This is a genomic window from Conyzicola sp., assembly GCF_057073975.1.
In genome coordinates this window covers 1-15,171 of sequence record NZ_JBXMIS010000148.1, presented here as the reverse complement: position 1 = coordinate 15,171, position 15,171 = coordinate 1, and the positions used below count along the sequence as shown (strand labels likewise).

Sequence of the window (15,171 nt, the reverse complement as noted above, 5' to 3'; positions counted from 1 at the left end):
AGCACCAGCGCGATCCGGTCGCCGTCCACTCCGATGACCCGAAGCGGCCGGAACAGCGTCTGAAAGGCTGAGAGCAGCTCGCTCACCGTCGTCGTCAGACTCAGCAGCGATGCCACCAGCAGGATGACAAGGATACGGCTGGTCGTCACGACAGCAACCATCGGCGCCACGAACACCAGCTGCGTGACGACGAGGAACAGGATCATCCACCGCAGGGCGACGAGCTGTGCGGCCAGCGCCCGGAATCCGACCCGGGAGAGCGCCCACAGCACCAGCAGGATGCCAGCGGCGACGGCAGCAGCGATCGGCGTCGTGACCAGCACGAGGGTCGCAACCGCAGCGACCGCGAGGGCCGCCATCTTCGCTCCCGCCGCGACGCGGTGCAGGGGGCCGGTCACGCGACCTCGATGCGGTAGCGCTCGACGACCTCGGATGCGGGCCCCGAGTCGACAAGCCGCCCGCCAGAGAAGCGCAGTGCGACATCGCACCGGTCTGCCAGCGCGAGGTCGTGGGTGACGAGCACGAGCTGCTGGGTCAGCTCGTCGATGAGGTAGCGACGGATCAGGCGGCTGTTCTCTGCATCGAGCAGAGCCGTCGGCTCGTCGGCCACGACCAGCGACGGAGAGGCGATGAGCACTGCGGCGACGGCGAGCAGCTGCTTCTGCCCGCTTGACAGCTCGAAGCAGCGCTCCGAGGCAAGATGGCGAAGGCCGAAGCGGTCGAGGGCCGCGCCGACCTGCTCTGCTGTCTCCGCGGTGCTGAGCCCTCGCCCTCGGAGCGAGAAGGCGAGGTCCTCCTCGACGGTCGGCATGATGATCTGGGCGTCCGGATTGCTGAACACGAAGCCGACGGCGCGACGCGCGGCCCGCTTGTCTCGAGCGGGATCCACGCCGTGCACGATCGCCCTTCCCTCCGTCGCCGTCACGAGTCCGTTGAGCAGGCGGGCGAAGGTCGACTTGCCGGAGCCGTTCGATCCGATGACGGCGATGCGCCGCGCATCCGAGTCGATGGTCACGTCGCGAAGCGCCCAGCGTTCACCGAGTCGCACACTGACGCCGTCGAATCGCAGCGCCGCGGTCATCGCACAACCTCGACGAGCATCGCGACACCCATGCCGCCGCCGATGGCAGCCGTCGCGAGGCCGAGGGATCCCGCGTCTGCTCCCCCATCGACGAGTCGGGAGTACAGGCGCACGACGCTCACTGCCGCGCTGGCACCCCACGGGTGGCCAAGCGCGAGAGACCCACCGTCGGCGCAGACCCGGGGGTCGACCTCTCCCCCGTCGTCCACGAGACCGAGCTCATCGAGGCAGGCGAGCGCCTGGGCGGCGAACGCCTCGACGATCTCGATCGCGACGACCCTGTCGAGCGACCGGCCAGAGCGCTCGAGCACTGCTCGCACCGCGGTGATCGGCCCGAGACCCGGGAGTCGGTGGTCGACGCCGACGGTGGCGCTGGCAAGAACGCGCAGGCCAGGGGCACCGGCGCGACGGTCACCGGGGATGACGGCGACCGCTGCCGCCCCATCATCGAAATGCGACGAGTTGCCAGCAGTGACGGCGAACTCGCCCGCTCCCTCGACCAGGGCAGTGAATCGCGCGGCGAGCCGGGCGAAGTCGTCGCGCGGGCCGTCATCGCGGTGATCGCCGACGAGCTCCCTGTCGAACCGGCCCATCTGCGCGGCGGTGACGGCACGCCGGTGGCTGCGCAGAGCGTAGGCATCCTGCCGCTCCCGGGATATGCCGAACCTGCTCGCGACCGCCTGCGCGGCCTCGACCATGCCTGGGTCGTCGAACCCGGCTGGTACGAATGGCGCGCGGGCGTAGGGCTGTCCGCCGGAGACCCGCACGGGGGCCGTCGACACGCTCTCCACGCCGCCCGCGATGACGACACCGGATCCCGACCGCACCTGGTCGGCGGCGAGGGCGATCGCAGAGAGACCGCTTCCGCACTGGCGATCGACGGTGAGCCCTGGCACGGCGGATCCGAATCCCGCGGCGAGTGCCGCGACCCGCGCGGGGTTGCCGCCGGGACCGATGCAGTTGCCGAGGATGACGTCGTCGATGCGCAGCGCTCCAACGGCGGCGAACGCATCCTGTGCCACAGCCGCGAGCACGGGCGCGGCAAGGGCGTCGGCGGAAAGCTCGGCGAAGGCTCTGCCCCGGCCCGAGATCGCGGTGCGCCGCGCCGCGACGATGACGGGCTCTGCTGCGCTCGTCATAGCCGAACCGCCTCTCCTCTGTGCACGGTGCTCGCCACCTCGGCACGGTCGACCTTGCCTGAGGCGGTACGCGGCAGCTCCGGCACCCAGTACCACCGACGGGGGCGCTGCGCGAGGGCGAGGCGCGCGGCAGCACTCTCACGCAGGGCGCCGAGCTCCGGCTGCGCGGTGGCCTCGACCACGGCGGCGACGATCGAGCCGGCGCGCGGGTGGTCGAGGCCGAGCACGGCGAGGCCGCGCACGCCAGCGAGCTCACCGAGCGCTGCCTCGACGTCTGACGGAATCACGGTCGCGCCCGCGGTGAGGATGGCGCCATCCGTTCGTCCACCGATGAGGAGCGAGCCGTCGGTGTGCTGGGTGGCCCGGTCGCCCACGGTTGCCCAGCCGGCGGCATCCACGGTCAATGGCCCCGACTGGCCGGGCAGGTAGCCGAGGGCGCAGTAGCTCGAGCGCGACCAGACCACACCATCACGCAACTGAACTTCGACGCCGGGGAAGGCGCGCAAGCCGTCGCCGGCGTCGACCGCGACGAAGGAGAGCTCCGCCGCACCGTAGTAGCCGATCACACGAACACCGGCCGCCTCGGCGCGGTCGCGGAGCGCGGGAGGAACGCGGTCTCCGCCGACGATCGCGATACGAAGGCGATGGGGCGCGCCCGCGTCGATGGCGTCGAGCGCCAGCGACAGCGCATAGGGGGTGGAGTGCAGCACCGTCGAGTCCTCGAGGTCGGCGGCAGCGAGCGAGTGCCCACGAGGAAGCCGCACGTCGACTCCCTCGGCGATGGCATGAACCGCTGCGAACAGCGAGAGCGATGACACCAGCGGGGCGGGCGCGTACACCACGTCACCCTCGCGCAGGCCAAGCAACGAGCTGACTGCTGGAAAGGAGCTGCTCCAGGATTCGGCCGAGCGCAGTACCGTGCGCGGTCGACCGGTGCTGCCAGACGTGAACGTGCCCCAGGCTGCCTCGAGCGGCATGGTGACATCGGCCAGCTGTCGCTCGAACGCGGATTGCAGCTCGGCGGGCCAGCGGTCGTCACCGATGACCGGCACCCCGCCGCTCGCCCGCACTCCGAGAGCCCGGCCGAGCGCCCGTGCAGCATCGGAATCGAGGATGGCCGTCGCCGACGATCCGTCGTTGCGCCTCTCGAATCCGCCCGGGTGAAGCCGCTCGTCTCCATAGCGGATGCGCCCGGAGTCAGGCGTCATGGGCCTCGACGAGCGCGTCATCGGCAGCAGCGGTCGACACCGGCTGCTGCCGGCCGAACGCCGCAGGATATGCCCGCCAGAGCGCGAGCACGATCAGCACCGTGAGCACGACCTTCACCACGTCGCCCGGGATGTACACGGAGCCCGCGATCGCCTGCTGCGCCAGCGTGAGACCCGTGATCGCCGCTGCCACCGGGATGCCAACCGCGTAGACGACGCCGATGCCGCCGACGAGCGCGCCGAGCGCTACCCGCCACCACGCTGGTCTGCCGCTGCGGGGGACGGCGATGAGGCCGACGACGAACGCGCCGAGGATCCAGCCGAGGAGGTACCCCGCCGACGGGCCAACGAAGACACCGGGGCCGCCGCGGCCACCAGAGAGCAGTGGAAGGCCAACGAGAACGAGCACCTCGAACACGAGCACCGCTGCCGCGCCACGCCACGGTCCGAGAATCGCGCCGGCGAGCATGACGCCGAGGGTCTGGGCGGTGATCGGCACGAGTCCGCCAAATGGGTAGACGGCGGGCATGAGCCCGAGCGCCGCGATCAGAGCCGCGAATACTGCGATTCTGGCCAGATCTCGGGATTCGAAGGTGGGGGTCACGGTCAGGGCCTCTCTCATGAACACTGTTCAGGACAGTCGCTATAGTAGACCCATCGTGCACACCTCGTCGTCACAGCCGCGACCGCGGCACAGCCGCTCCGACGTGCTCGCCGCGGCCCTGCGGCTGCTCGAGGACCACGGCCTGGCCGAGCTCACCATGCGGCGCCTCGCCGCAGAGCTCGGGGTGCAGCCGAGCGCACTGTACTGGCACGTTCCGAGCAAGCAGGCGCTGCTTGCCGAGCTGGCCGACCGCATCGTCGACAGAGCCGACCTCGCGCAGACCGACGTACTCGAACTCGCGCGCACCCTTCGCCAGGCGCTGCTGAGTTGTCGCGACGGCGCGGAAGTCGTCTCCAGCTCGCTGGCCCTCGGTCTCGGCGGCCTCGCCGCTCAGCGTGAGCTCGGAAGGGCCATTGCGGCACGCGGAGTCGACGAGGAGCGGGCGCACGCTGCCGCGATGATCCTCGTGCACCAGATCCTCGGGCAGGTCTGGCACGAGCAGCAGCGGCAGACAGCACAGCAGCTCGGCGTCGCTATGGCCAGCGAGCACGAGTATCCAGACGACCCGCAGTCTCACGTCGACCTCGGAGTTCACCTGGTCATAGCAGGACTCGCGAACACGTCGTAGCAGCCCGATGTTCGCAGAGCGAACATGCTGCCCCGCCCCGGGGAGACCGAAGTGCGAGGAATCATTACGATGTGGCCATGGCCACACCCGGCGGCGTCATCGATTGCGTGCTGCCGTGAGCAGCGAGCGCGGCATGAGCGCAGACGAGCTACGGGCCAGGCTTCGCGATGGCGGTTTCGAATCGCTTGGCGATAGGGGCAAGGACGGCGTCTATGCCGTCGATCTCACTGGCACCTTGGTCGACGGCAACGCCGTGTTCTTTGAACGCACGGGGCTCACTCGCGAGCAGCTCCCATTCGTCACCATCGGATCGGGCGTGGAGCCGGAGTTCGCGCAGGCTGCCATCGACAGCTTCGCTGCCGCGAGCAGAGGCCAGGTGCGGTCGTGGCGTGCGATGGCCCGTGACGTCGACGGTCGACCGGTACAGGTTCTCACCATGCAGGTGCCGTTCTACAGCAACGGCGAGCAGATTGCGGTCATCGGCATCGTCAGGGACATGGACGAGATCGAGCAGACCCGGCAGAAGGCGCAGGAGGTGGAGACGCGGCTCTCTGGCATCCTCGACTCCATGAGCGACGGGATCTTCTTCCTCAATCGCGACTGGGTCTTCACCTACGCCAACCAGCGCGCAGAGGAGATGTCTCGACACTCCATCGACGACCTGCTCGGCAGCTCGCTCTGGGACCTCTTCCCACACCTCATCGACTCTGACATAGGCAGGTCGTATCGCTACTCCATGAGCAGCGGCACCCGCACCGAGTTCCGTGGCTACAGCCCTGGCCTTGAACGCTGGGTCGTCATCACCGCCAACCCCACCTCCGACGGCATCGCGGTCTACGCTCGCGACATCGGAGACGAGGTCGAGGCACGTACACGCCTGCAGACGAGCGAGCAGCGCACCCTCACCCAAGCCGCCCTTCTCGACGCTGCCAGGGACGCGATGATCGTTCGCAACCTCGACGGCACCATCGCCTACTGGAACCGGGCGGCAACAGACGTGTACGGATGGACGTCGGAGGAGGCGATCGGCGCGTCGTCCCGAGACCTGCTCTACGACAACCCGCGCGAGTTCGACGCCGCGCTGGCCGCCGTCTTCGTCGACGGGCACTGGTACGGCACGCTTCAGCAGCGACGCAAGGACGGACGGCCGCTCACGGTCGAGGGTCGATGGACGCTTGTTCGGGCGGCCGACGGCGACCCCGACTCGATCTTCGAGGTGACGACGGACATCACGCAGCAGCTCGCGACAGAGCAGCGGCAGTTGCGCGCACAGCGGCTGGAGAGCCTCGGCCGGCTCGCGGGTGGCATCGCCCACGACCTCAACAACGTGCTGACCCCGATCCTGCTCTCCTCCCAGCTGCTCGCCGACCAGCAGGCCGACGCCGATTCCCGCGACCTCGCCGTCGGCATCGAGCGGGCGGCCGTGCGCGGAGCCGACCTGATCAAGCAGGTGCTGGCATTCGCCCGTGGCGACGACGGCCACCGGGAGCGCATCAGTGTCGCATCCCTCATCCTCGACGTCGAGCGCTTCTGTCGCGAAACGCTGCCAAAGGACATCACGGTCGGCATCCGGTACGAGCAAGGCCTCCCCGACGTGCAGGGCGACCCGACCCAGCTCATGCAGGTGCTCGTCAACATCGTGGTGAACGCCAGGGACGCAATGCCCGACGGAGGCTCCCTCGTGATCGGGGCGCGACGTGCCGACTCCCACTCCCCCGACCAGCCCGACTCTGTTGTCATCGAGATCTCCGACTCCGGCACCGGGATGGACCCCTCACTGCTCGAGACCATCTTCGAGCCGTTCTTCACGACCAAGGCCTTCGGTGAGGGAACGGGCCTCGGTCTTGCGACCTCCCTGTCGATCTGCCAACGGCACGGCGGCACGCTGACTGCGAGCAGCGAGACCGGCGTGGGGTCGGTGCTGCGCGTGGAACTGCCCGCACTGCCCCTCGGAGAGTCGATAGAGACCGCAGTCGAGAGCCACAACCACCGCGCGGTGCCCGCACGACTCGGATCAGGTGAACTGGTGCTCGTCGTCGACGACGAGGCAGACATCCGCCGGATCAACTGCCAGGTGCTCGAGGCAGCCGGTTTTCGCACCATCGCAGCTGCCGACGGCGCGGCGGGGCTCCGGGTGTTCGAAGCGCATCAGAACGATGTGCGCCTTGTGGTCACCGACATCATGATGCCGGTGCTCGATGGCGCCGCCCTCATTCGCGCGCTGCAGGCGACTGGATACACCGGTCCTGTGCTCGCCATGAGCGGCGGGCTCCACGCGGCTGAGCCCATTCGCCCGCTGCCGAACGTCACGTTTCTCGCCAAGCCGTACAACGCCAACGAACTCGTCGAGACCGCGCACGAGCTCATCACCACCCCGTAGGGCGTCGCTCGCTACATGTTGAAGCCGAGTGCCCGCATCATGTCGCGGCCGTCGTCAGTGATCTTCTCCGGTCCCCACGGCGGCATCCAGACCCAGTTGATGCGGAAGGCGTCGACGACGCCGTCAAGCGCCTGCGCCGTCTGCTCCTCGAGCACGTCGGTGAGCGGGCAGCCGGCGGAGGTGAGCGTCATGCTGATGATGAGCGCGTTGTTCTCGTCGTCCCAGGTGAGGTCGTAGATGAGGCCGAGGTCGACGACGTTGACGCCGAGCTCAGGATCGACGACGTCTTTCAGCGCCTCTTCGACCTGGTCGAAGAGTGCGGGGGCGAGAGCAGTTGCCATGGATCTAGGCTACGCCCGAATCGGTTGCCGCGGCGGTGAGGTACCGGTCGTAGCCCTCGTCCTCTAGGCGGTCGGCGAGCTCGCGCCCACCCTCTTCAGCAACCTTGCCGTCAACGAAGACGTGCACGAAGTCCGGAGTGATGTAGCGAAGGATGCGGGTGTAGTGGGTGATGAGCAGCAGCCCGAGACCAGTATTCTCCTTCGCCCGGTTGACCCCCTCGGAGACCACCTTGAGCGCGTCGACGTCGAGACCGGAGTCCGTCTCGTCGAGCACGGCGAACTTCGGCTTGAGCAGCTCGAGCTGCAGGATCTCGTGGCGCTTCTTCTCTCCACCAGAGAAGCCCTCGTTGACGTTGCGGTCGGCGAAGGCCTTGTCCATGCGGAGCGCGTCCATCGAGGAGCGGATCTCCTTGAGCCACGGGCGAAGCGCAGGGGCCTCTCCGTCGATCGCGGTCTTCGCGGTGCGAAGGAAGTTCTGCACCGTGACACCGGGAATCTCGACCGGGTACTGCATGGCGATGAAGAGGCCGGCGCGAGCACGCTCGTCGACGCTCATCGCGAGCACATCGACGCCGTCGAGCGTGATCGAGCCGCTGTCGACGGTGTACTTGGGGTGACCGGCGATCGTGTAGGCGAGGGTCGACTTGCCAGAGCCGTTCGGCCCCATGATCGCGTGGATCTCGCCCTCGTTGATGGTGAGGTCGACGCCCTTGAGGATCTGCTTCGTGCCCTGCTCGGTCTCCACGCTGACGTGGAGGTCGGTGATCTGAAGTGTTGACATGGTTGTTCCTTAAACGGCGACGGTATCGCTGGGGTCGATGTACACGTCGCCATCTGTGATGGTGACGTTGTAGACAGGAACCGGCTCATAGGCCGGAAGAGTGAGGGGCTTGCCGGTCGTCAGCTCGAACTTCGAGCCGTGCGCCCAGCACTCGAGCGTGTCGTCTTCGACGAAACCCTCGGAAAGAGAGATATCGCCGTGCGTGCACGTGTCGCCGAGGGCGTGCACTGTGCCTGCGGAATCGACGACGATCGCGATCGGGGTTCCGTCGACGATTACCTTCTTCGCCGCGTTCGGCTGCAGCTCGTCGAGGGCGCATACCTTGGTCGCCGGCATCAGGAACCAGCCCCCAGCTCAGCGACTACAGTATCGAGCAGGCGCTGCTCGATCTCGACGTTGCCGATCTTCTGGATGATCTCGGTGAGGAAGCCGAGCACGACGAGACGGCGTGCCTCGTCTTCTGTGATGCCGCGCGCCTGCAGGTAGAACAACTGCTCGTCGTCGAAGCGGCCGGTCGCACTCGCGTGGCCAGCCCCGAGGATGTCGCCGGTCTCGATCTCGAGGTTCGGAATGGAGTCGGCGCGCGTTCCCTCGCTGAGCACGAGGTTGCGGTTCTGCTCGTAGCTGTCGGTTCCGGCGGCGTCGCGGCCGATGAGCACGTCGCCGACCCAGACGGTGCGCGCGCCATCGCCCTGCAGAGCGCCCTTGTAGTTGACGCGGCCACGGGTGTTGGCTGCCTGGTGGTGGAGGTAGACGCGCTGCTCGAGGTGCTGTCCGGCGTCGGCGAAGTACAGGCCGAAGAGCTCGCCGTCGGCTCCCTCGCCAGACAGGTGCACGCTGGGGTTCACGCGAACGACCTTGCCGCCGAGCGAGACCACGACGTGGCGGAATGTGGCGTTGCGGCCCACTTGGGCGAAGTGGCTTGCGAGATGGGTGGAGTCATCCGTCCATTCCTGGATGGAGACGACGGTGAGGTGCGCGCCCTCCTCGACGACGATCTCGACGTTCTCGCTGAGATGCGCCTGGCCACTGCTCTGGATGACGACGAGGCCGGTGCTGTTGGCCTCGGCCGTGATGACGGTGTGGGCTGCCTTCGGTGCCGCGCCGAGGTCGCCGCGGTTGACGAGCACCTGGGCGGGCTGCTCGCCGCTCACCGTGATGGTCAGCGCGTGCTCGAATGAGCCCCACGCGTTCGCGGACGACTTCTCCTCAGCGATGCCGGCGGATCCGATGCTGGCATGGTCGCGACCGACCCAGTCGGTCTTGCCGCCCTCGCCCTCGGTGGAGAGGTACTTGTAGGCGCGGCCGTCGAGGTCGCCGTCGATGAGGTCGCGCACGAGGGCGACCGGGGTGAGCTTCCACTCGAGCTCTCGGCCGGTGACATCGGGGTACTCAGAGGCGACGTTGGAGGTGAATCGTGCGGATCGGGTCTGCACCGGCACGTCGGAGCGGCCCCAGCCGCCGTCCGTGTGCGCTTTCGCGCCGAGCTGTTCGGGTATTGCCACGGACATCTAGCCGACACTGCCTTCCATGCTCATCTCGATGAGCTTGTTGAGTTCTAGCGCGTACTCCATCGGCAGCTCACGGGCGATGGGCTCGATGAAGCCGCGCACGATCATCGCCATGGCCTCGTCCTCTGGCATGCCGCGGGACTGCAGGTAGAAGAGCTGCTCTGCGCTCACCCGCGACACGGTCGCCTCGTGGCCGAGCTGCACGTCGTCGACACGGATGTCGATCGCCGGGTAGGTGTCGGAGCGCGAGATCGTGTCGACCAGCAGCGCGTCGCACCGCACGGTGTTGGCGGAGTGGTGGGCCTTCTCATCCACGCGCACCTCGCCGCGGTAGCCGGCGCGACCGCCACCGCGGGCGATCGACTTGGAGACGATCGAGGACGTCGTGTACGGCGCCATGTGGATCATCTTCGCGCCGGCGTCCTGGTGCTGGCCGGGGCCGGCGAACGCGACGGAGAGCGTCTCGCCCTTGGCGTGCTCCCCCACGAGGTAGATGCTCGGGTACTTCATGGTCACCTTGGAGCCGATGTTGCCGTCGATCCACTCCATCGTCGCGCCCTCGTGCGCGATCGCGCGCTTGGTGACGAGGTTGTAGACGTTGTTCGACCAGTTCTGGATGGTCGTGTAGCGAACGCGGGCGTTCTTCTTCACGATGATCTCGACCACGGCGGAGTGCAGCGAGTCGCTCTTGTAGATCGGAGCCGTGCAGCCCTCGATGTAGTGAACGTAGCTGCCCTCGTCGGCGATGATGAGCGTGCGCTCGAACTGGCCCATGTTCTCCGTGTTGATGCGGAAGTAGGCCTGCAGCGGGATCTCGACGTGCACGCCCTTCGGCACGTACACGAACGATCCGCCCGACCACACGGCGGTGTTCAGCGCGGCGAACTTGTTGTCGCCGGGCGGGATGACGGTGCCGAAGTACTCGTCGAAGAACTCGGGGTGCTCGCGAAGGGCCGTGTCGGTGTCCATGAAGATGACGCCCTGGGCCTCGAGCTCGGCGTTGATGGTGTGGTAGACCACCTCTGACTCGTACTGGGCGGCGACACCGGAGACGAGGCGCTGGCGCTCAGCCTCTGGAATCCCGAGCTTCTCGTAGGTGTTCTTGATGTCGTCGGGCAGGTCGTCCCAGGTCTGGGCCTGCTTCTCCGTCGAGCGCACGAAGTACTTGATGTTGTCGAAGTCGATTCCGCTGAGGTCGGCGCCCCAGGTCGGCATGGGCTTCTTGCCGAACAGGTCGAGGCCCTTGAGGCGCAGCTTGCGCATCGACTCTGGCTCGTTCTTGAGGTCGGAGATGTTCTCGACGACCTCCTTGCTGAGGCCGCGCCGGGCAGATGCCCCTGCTGCGTCGGAGTCGGACCAGCCGAACTCGTACTGCCCGAGGCTGTTGAGCTCGGGTCGGTCGATGAGCACGTCAGACATCTCTACCTCTTCTCTCACCGCTAGAACCGTTATCGCGGCCGCGGCATTCCTCGCGCATCTGCGCGGGAAAGTGTGTGGGGAGCCGTCGGGAGCTGCTTCAGGCTCGGCCTCCCGGGCCCGTTAAGACTACAGCCTCCGCCTGATGATGACAGAGTTCGTGCGGTAACGACCCAGCAACGCCCTGCCTAGAATGAGCGGGTGAACTGGCTCCCGACGACGATCGACCGGCGGGTGCGCGTGTTCGCGTGGCTGTCGCTCGCCATCCAACTCCTTATCGTGCTCACCGGTGGCGCCGTGCGTCTCACGGCATCCGGCCTTGGCTGCCCGACCTGGCCGCAGTGCACCGAGGGGTCGTTCGTCACGACGCCGGAGATGGGCATCCACGGCGTCATCGAATTCGGCAACCGCCTGCTGTTCTTCGTGATCCAGATCGTGGCGATCATCACGTTCCTGCTCATCGTGCGGATGCGCCGGCAGCGCCGCGATCTGTTCTGGCTCGCCCTCATCCCCTGTTTCAGCATCGTGCTTCAGGCCGTGCTCGGTGGCATCACCGTGCTCACCAACCTCAACCCGTACGTGGTCGGCCTCCACTTCCTCGCCAGCGTCGTGCTGGTCGTTCTCGCCGCCGTCTTCGTCTTCCGCGTCTACTACGGCCAGCGTTCGCGCTCGTACCTGACTCCAGTCTGGTTCCGTGTTCTCACCCACGTCACGTCGCTGCTCGTCGCAATCACCGTGCTCCTTGGCATCGTCACGACCGGATCCGGCCCGCACGCGGGAGACGGCGGCGCGTCGCGCAACGGGCTGAACTCCGAGCTGCTGCAGCACTTCCACTCGTGGCCGGCCTACGCGGCGACGGGATTGAGCCTCGTTCTGCTGGTGCTCGCTGTTCGACTGGCCGACCCCCGCCTCATCCGGTTCGCTGCGCTTCTCGTCGGCATCGAGGTGGTGCAGGTCGCCGTCGGGCTCGCCCAGGCGCGACTCGGGCTGCCAGAGCCGCTCGTTGCGATCCACATGGTGCTGGCGTGCGCTCTCGCCGCAGCCATGACGGCGGTCGTGCTGTCGCTGCGCGGGCGGTCGAGCTCAGACCACGCTCCAGCGCAGACCGAGCCGGCGACCGCTGGGGTGAAAGCCGGCTAGAAGGGCAGCAGCGGGTCGATGCCGACTGCGACGAAGACGAGAGTCAGGTAGCTGATCGAGCTGTGGAAGAGGCGCATCGGCTTGACCTCGTCGTGGCGAATGGCCTGGCTGTACAGGCGGTGCGACTCGACCACGAACCAGGCACCGGCGAGCAGCGCGACGGCGCTGTAGACGATGCCCATGTCGGCGACCGGGATGAGCAGCAGCGAGCACACGACCGTTGCCCACGCGTAGAGAATGACCTGAAGGCCGACGACCGTGCGGCCGCGCACGACGGCGAGCATCGGCACGTTGGCCGACTGGTAGTCGGCGCGGTAGCGCATCGACAGCGGCCAGTAGTGCGGAGGAGTCCAGAGGAAGACGATTCCGAAGAGCACGAGTGCCGGCCAGTCGAGGGAGTTGGTGACGGCCGCCCAGCCGATGAGCACCGGCATGCAGCCGGCGATGCCGCCCCAGACGATGTTCTGCGGCGTGCGGCGCTTGAGCAGCAGGGTGTAGACGAAGACGTAGAACAGGATGGCCGCAACAGACAGCGCCGCGCTGAGCCAGTTGACGAGAAGCCCGAGCCACACCGCCGAGCCGACCCCGATCACCCAGGCGAAGACGAGCGCCTGCCTGTCGGTCAGCTCACCGGTGACGAGCGGGCGCTTCGACGTGCGCTTCATGATGCGGTCGATGTCACGATCGATGTAGCAGTTGAACGCGTTGGCACTGCCAGCGCTGAGCGAGCCGCCGACGAGGGTGGCGAGCACGAGCCACAGGTTCGGGATGCCGCGCTCCGCGAGGATCATCACCGGCACCGTCGTGACGAGCAGCAGTTCGATGACACGGGGCTTGGTCAGCGCGACGTAGGCCTTGACCGAGCGGACGAAGCCGATACGGGGAGCGCTCGTGCGGCTCTCGACGGCTGTACTCATTTGTCCCCAGTTTAGCTCTCGCGGTTCGACGTCAATTCTAGGCTCAATCTCACAGGGGTCTGGCAGGGCTGTGCGTCACAGAACGAACCACCCCTATCGGCATTCTCTATACTTGACTGTGCTTGCCCTCCGATCCGGCACCCCCTCCAGCCACTGCCCCCGCGGCCGTCGTTGCTGCCCATGGGAACTGGATGCGGCTGGTCTTGCCTCATACAACGGCGGCTCTCCTGTCCGCTGTCGAGCTTGAAGAAGGGTCATCTATCTCGTGGCAGCTCTCTCCTGGGAACCGATCGACAGCTCAGCCGTCGACACCGCAAAGATCCTCGCGGCCGACGCCGTCGAGAAGGTAGGAAACGGACACCCAGGTACGGCTATCAGCCTCGCCCCGGCCGCCTACCTCCTGTTCCAGAAGGTCATGCGCCGCGACCCGAGCGACAACGAGTGGATCGGTCGTGACCGCTTCATCCTCTCGGTCGGGCACTCCTCGCTCACCCAGTACGTGCAGCTCTACTTCGGCGGCTACGGCCTCGAGCTCGACGACCTCAAGGCACTTCGCACCTGGGGCTCGCTCACGCCGGGCCACCCGGAGTACGGCCACACCGACGGCGTGGAGATCACCACCGGACCCCTCGGCCAGGGCCTCGCCTCTGCCGTCGGCTTCGCCTATGCCGCCCGCTACGAGCGCGGCCTGTTCGACCCTGAGGCCGCACCGGGCACGAGCCCGTTCGACCACTTCATCTACACGATCGCCGGCGACGGCGACCTGCAGGAGGGCGTGACCAGCGAGGCATCATCGCTCGCCGGCCACCAGCAGCTCGGCAACCTCATCGCGATCTACGACTCCAACCAGATCTCGATCGAGGACGACACCAACATCGCCTTCACCGAGGATGTCGCAGCACGCTACGAGGCATACGGCTGGCAGGTGCAGACGGTCGACTGGAAGAAGACCGGCGAGTACAAGGAAGACGTGCACGCGCTGCACGCCGCCATCGAGGCAGCCAAGGGCGAGACGAGCAAGCCGTCGCTGATCATCCTCAAGACGATCATCGGCTGGCCGAGCCCGAAGAAGCAGAACACGGGAAAGATCCACGGATCCGCCCTCGGCGCCGAGGAGCTCGCAGCACTCAAGGCGGTGCTGGGTGCCGACCCAGCCAAGAGCTTCGACGTCTCCGACGAGGTCATCAGCCACACCCGCAAGGCCGTCGAGCGCGGCAAGGAGCAGCACGCCGAGTGGCAGGTGCAGCTCGATGCGTGGGCTGCGGCCAACCCCGACAAGAAGGTGCTGCTCGACCGCATCCTGACCGGCGACCTGCCAGAGGGCGTCGAAGAGGCCCTTCCGGTGTTCGAGGCCGGCAAGGAGGTCTCGACCCGCGCCGCGTCTGGCAAGGTGCTCTCGGCCCTCGGCCCGGTCATCCCCGAGCTGTGGGGCGGATCAGCCGACCTCGCGGAGTCGAACAACACGACCATCGAGGGTGCTGCATCCTTCGTTCCCGCCGAGCACTCGACGCACGAGTGGACCGGCAGCACGCAGGGCCGCGTCCTCCACTTCGGCATCCGCGAGCACGCCATGGGCTCGATCCTCAACGGCATCGTGCTGCACGGCAACACGCGCCCCTTCGGCGGCACGTTCCTCATCTTCAGCGACTACATGCGCCCCGCCGTTCGACTCGCCGCCCTCATGAAGGCACCGGCGATCTACGTCTGGACCCACGACTCAGTCGCCCTCGGTGAAGACGGACCGACCCACCAGCCGATCGAGCAGCTCGCGACCCTCCGCGCCATCCCGAACTTCGCGCTCGTGCGCCCCGCGGATGCCAACGAGACCTCCGTCGTGTGGCTCGAGATGCTCCGCCGCACCGCCGGTCCCGCCGGTATCGCGCTGACCCGCCAGAACATCCCCGTCTTCGCCCGCGGCGAGGGCGAGGCATCCGGTGACGAGTTCGCGTCGGCCGCCGGCGCCGTCAAGGGCGCGTACGTGCTCGCCGAAGCGGCCAACGGACAGCCCGACGTCATCCTCATCGG

General features: G+C 67.4%; 15 protein-coding genes. 4 read left to right on the top strand and 11 right to left on the bottom strand.

The window, feature by feature from the left end:
- The 5 genes from AC14A7_RS13675 to AC14A7_RS13655 form a co-directional block, all read right to left on the bottom strand.
- Positions 1–398, bottom strand: a 398-nt coding sequence (locus tag AC14A7_RS13675; protein WP_484009976.1) for a CbiQ family ECF transporter T component, incomplete at its 3' end; no start/stop codon positions are given.
- On the bottom strand, positions 395–1,081 hold the full coding sequence (locus AC14A7_RS13670; RefSeq protein WP_484009974.1) for an energy-coupling factor ABC transporter ATP-binding protein: 687 nt from the start codon (positions 1,079–1,081) through the stop codon (positions 395–397). The genes AC14A7_RS13670 and AC14A7_RS13675, both read right to left, overlap by 4 nt.
- Positions 1,078–2,220 carry a thiolase family protein gene (locus AC14A7_RS13665; protein WP_484009972.1) on the bottom strand — a complete coding sequence of 381 codons (1,143 nt, stop codon included), beginning with the start codon at positions 2,218–2,220 and terminating at the stop codon, positions 1,078–1,080. Before AC14A7_RS13665 ends, AC14A7_RS13670 begins: the two co-directional genes overlap by 4 nt.
- The gene (locus tag AC14A7_RS13660) at positions 2,217–3,428 is read right to left on the bottom strand and encodes an ANL family adenylate-forming protein (protein WP_484009970.1); all 1,212 of its coding nucleotides are present in this window, start codon (positions 3,426–3,428) and stop codon (positions 2,217–2,219) included. The genes AC14A7_RS13665 and AC14A7_RS13660 overlap by 4 nt, the downstream gene beginning before the upstream one ends.
- On the bottom strand, positions 3,418–4,050 hold the full coding sequence (locus AC14A7_RS13655) for a biotin transporter BioY (RefSeq protein ID WP_484009969.1): 633 nt from the start codon (positions 4,048–4,050) through the stop codon (positions 3,418–3,420). Before AC14A7_RS13655 ends, AC14A7_RS13660 begins: the two co-directional genes overlap by 11 nt.
- On the opposite strand from AC14A7_RS13655, the gene AC14A7_RS13650 reads away from it, so the two are divergent.
- The gene (locus AC14A7_RS13650) at positions 4,049–4,660 is read left to right on the top strand and encodes a TetR family transcriptional regulator (protein ID WP_484009967.1); all 612 of its coding nucleotides are present in this window, start codon (positions 4,049–4,051) and stop codon (positions 4,658–4,660) included. The genes AC14A7_RS13655 and AC14A7_RS13650 overlap by 2 nt on opposite strands.
- Before the next feature lie 115 nt (positions 4,661–4,775).
- Positions 4,776–7,040 carry a PAS domain-containing hybrid sensor histidine kinase/response regulator gene (locus AC14A7_RS13645; protein WP_484009965.1) on the top strand — a complete coding sequence of 755 codons (2,265 nt, stop codon included), beginning with the start codon at positions 4,776–4,778 and terminating at the stop codon, positions 7,038–7,040.
- Between the two features lie 11 nt (positions 7,041–7,051).
- Here AC14A7_RS13645 and AC14A7_RS13640 read toward each other — a convergent pair whose 3' ends face one another.
- Genes AC14A7_RS13640 through sufB form a run of 5 tightly spaced genes read right to left on the bottom strand, consistent with a single transcriptional unit; the run spans position 7,052 to position 11,092 of the window.
- Entirely contained in the window at positions 7,052–7,381 is a 330-nt protein-coding gene (locus AC14A7_RS13640) for a metal-sulfur cluster assembly factor (RefSeq protein WP_484009963.1), read from the bottom strand.
- A 4-nt stretch (positions 7,382–7,385) separates the two neighbouring features.
- Positions 7,386–8,162, bottom strand: a complete 777-nt coding sequence (sufC, locus tag AC14A7_RS13635) for a Fe-S cluster assembly ATPase SufC (protein WP_484009961.1) — start codon at positions 8,160–8,162, stop codon at positions 7,386–7,388.
- A gap of 9 nt (positions 8,163–8,171) precedes the next feature.
- On the bottom strand, positions 8,172–8,498 hold the full coding sequence (locus AC14A7_RS13630; RefSeq protein WP_484009959.1) for a non-heme iron oxygenase ferredoxin subunit: 327 nt from the start codon (positions 8,496–8,498) through the stop codon (positions 8,172–8,174).
- Complete coding sequence (gene sufD / locus AC14A7_RS13625; protein WP_484009957.1) at positions 8,498–9,673, bottom strand: Fe-S cluster assembly protein SufD; 1,176 nt, start codon at positions 9,671–9,673, stop codon at positions 8,498–8,500. Before sufD ends, AC14A7_RS13630 begins: the two co-directional genes overlap by 1 nt.
- Positions 9,674–11,092: a Fe-S cluster assembly protein SufB gene (gene sufB / locus AC14A7_RS13620; protein ID WP_484009955.1), complete on the bottom strand. Its 1,419-nt coding sequence runs from the start codon at positions 11,090–11,092 to the stop codon at positions 9,674–9,676.
- Positions 11,093–11,290: 198 nt separating this feature from the next.
- On the opposite strand from sufB, the gene AC14A7_RS13615 reads away from it, so the two are divergent.
- Complete coding sequence (locus AC14A7_RS13615) at positions 11,291–12,229, top strand: COX15/CtaA family protein (RefSeq protein WP_484009953.1); 939 nt, start codon at positions 11,291–11,293, stop codon at positions 12,227–12,229.
- On the opposite strand, the gene AC14A7_RS13610 is transcribed toward AC14A7_RS13615, so the two are convergent.
- Positions 12,226–13,146, bottom strand: a complete 921-nt coding sequence (locus AC14A7_RS13610; RefSeq protein WP_484009951.1) for a heme o synthase — start codon at positions 13,144–13,146, stop codon at positions 12,226–12,228. The two genes, AC14A7_RS13615 and AC14A7_RS13610, sit on opposite strands and share 4 nt — an antisense overlap.
- 265 nt (positions 13,147–13,411) lie before the next feature.
- On the opposite strand from AC14A7_RS13610, the gene AC14A7_RS13605 reads away from it, so the two are divergent.
- The coding region (locus tag AC14A7_RS13605; protein ID WP_484009949.1) for a transketolase family protein at positions 13,412–15,171 on the top strand (1,760 nt) is incomplete at its 3' end.

Bases quoted from the DNA above. Each gene is read 5' to 3' on its own strand.
- AC14A7_RS13655 (WP_484009969.1), bottom strand. From the start codon at position 4,050: ATGAGAGAGGCCCTGACCGTGACCCCCACCTTCGAATCCCGAGATCTG.
- AC14A7_RS13640 (WP_484009963.1), bottom strand. From the start codon at position 7,381: ATGGCAACTGCTCTCGCCCCCGCACTCTTCGACCAGGTCGAAGAGGCG.
- sufB (WP_484009955.1), bottom strand. From the start codon at position 11,092: ATGTCTGACGTGCTCATCGACCGACCCGAGCTCAACAGCCTCGGGCAG.
- AC14A7_RS13670 (WP_484009974.1), bottom strand. From the start codon at position 1,081: ATGACCGCGGCGCTGCGATTCGACGGCGTCAGTGTGCGACTCGGTGAA.
- sufD (WP_484009957.1), bottom strand. From the start codon at position 9,673: ATGTCCGTGGCAATACCCGAACAGCTCGGCGCGAAAGCGCACACGGAC.
- AC14A7_RS13630 (WP_484009959.1), bottom strand. From the start codon at position 8,498: ATGCCGGCGACCAAGGTATGCGCCCTCGACGAGCTGCAGCCGAACGCG.
- AC14A7_RS13665 (WP_484009972.1), bottom strand. From the start codon at position 2,220: ATGACGAGCGCAGCAGAGCCCGTCATCGTCGCGGCGCGGCGCACCGCG.
- sufC (WP_484009961.1), bottom strand. From the start codon at position 8,162: ATGTCAACACTTCAGATCACCGACCTCCACGTCAGCGTGGAGACCGAG.
- AC14A7_RS13610 (WP_484009951.1), bottom strand. From the start codon at position 13,146: ATGAGTACAGCCGTCGAGAGCCGCACGAGCGCTCCCCGTATCGGCTTC.
- AC14A7_RS13650 (WP_484009967.1), top strand. From the start codon at position 4,049: ATGAACACTGTTCAGGACAGTCGCTATAGTAGACCCATCGTGCACACC.
- AC14A7_RS13660 (WP_484009970.1), bottom strand. From the start codon at position 3,428: ATGACGCCTGACTCCGGGCGCATCCGCTATGGAGACGAGCGGCTTCAC.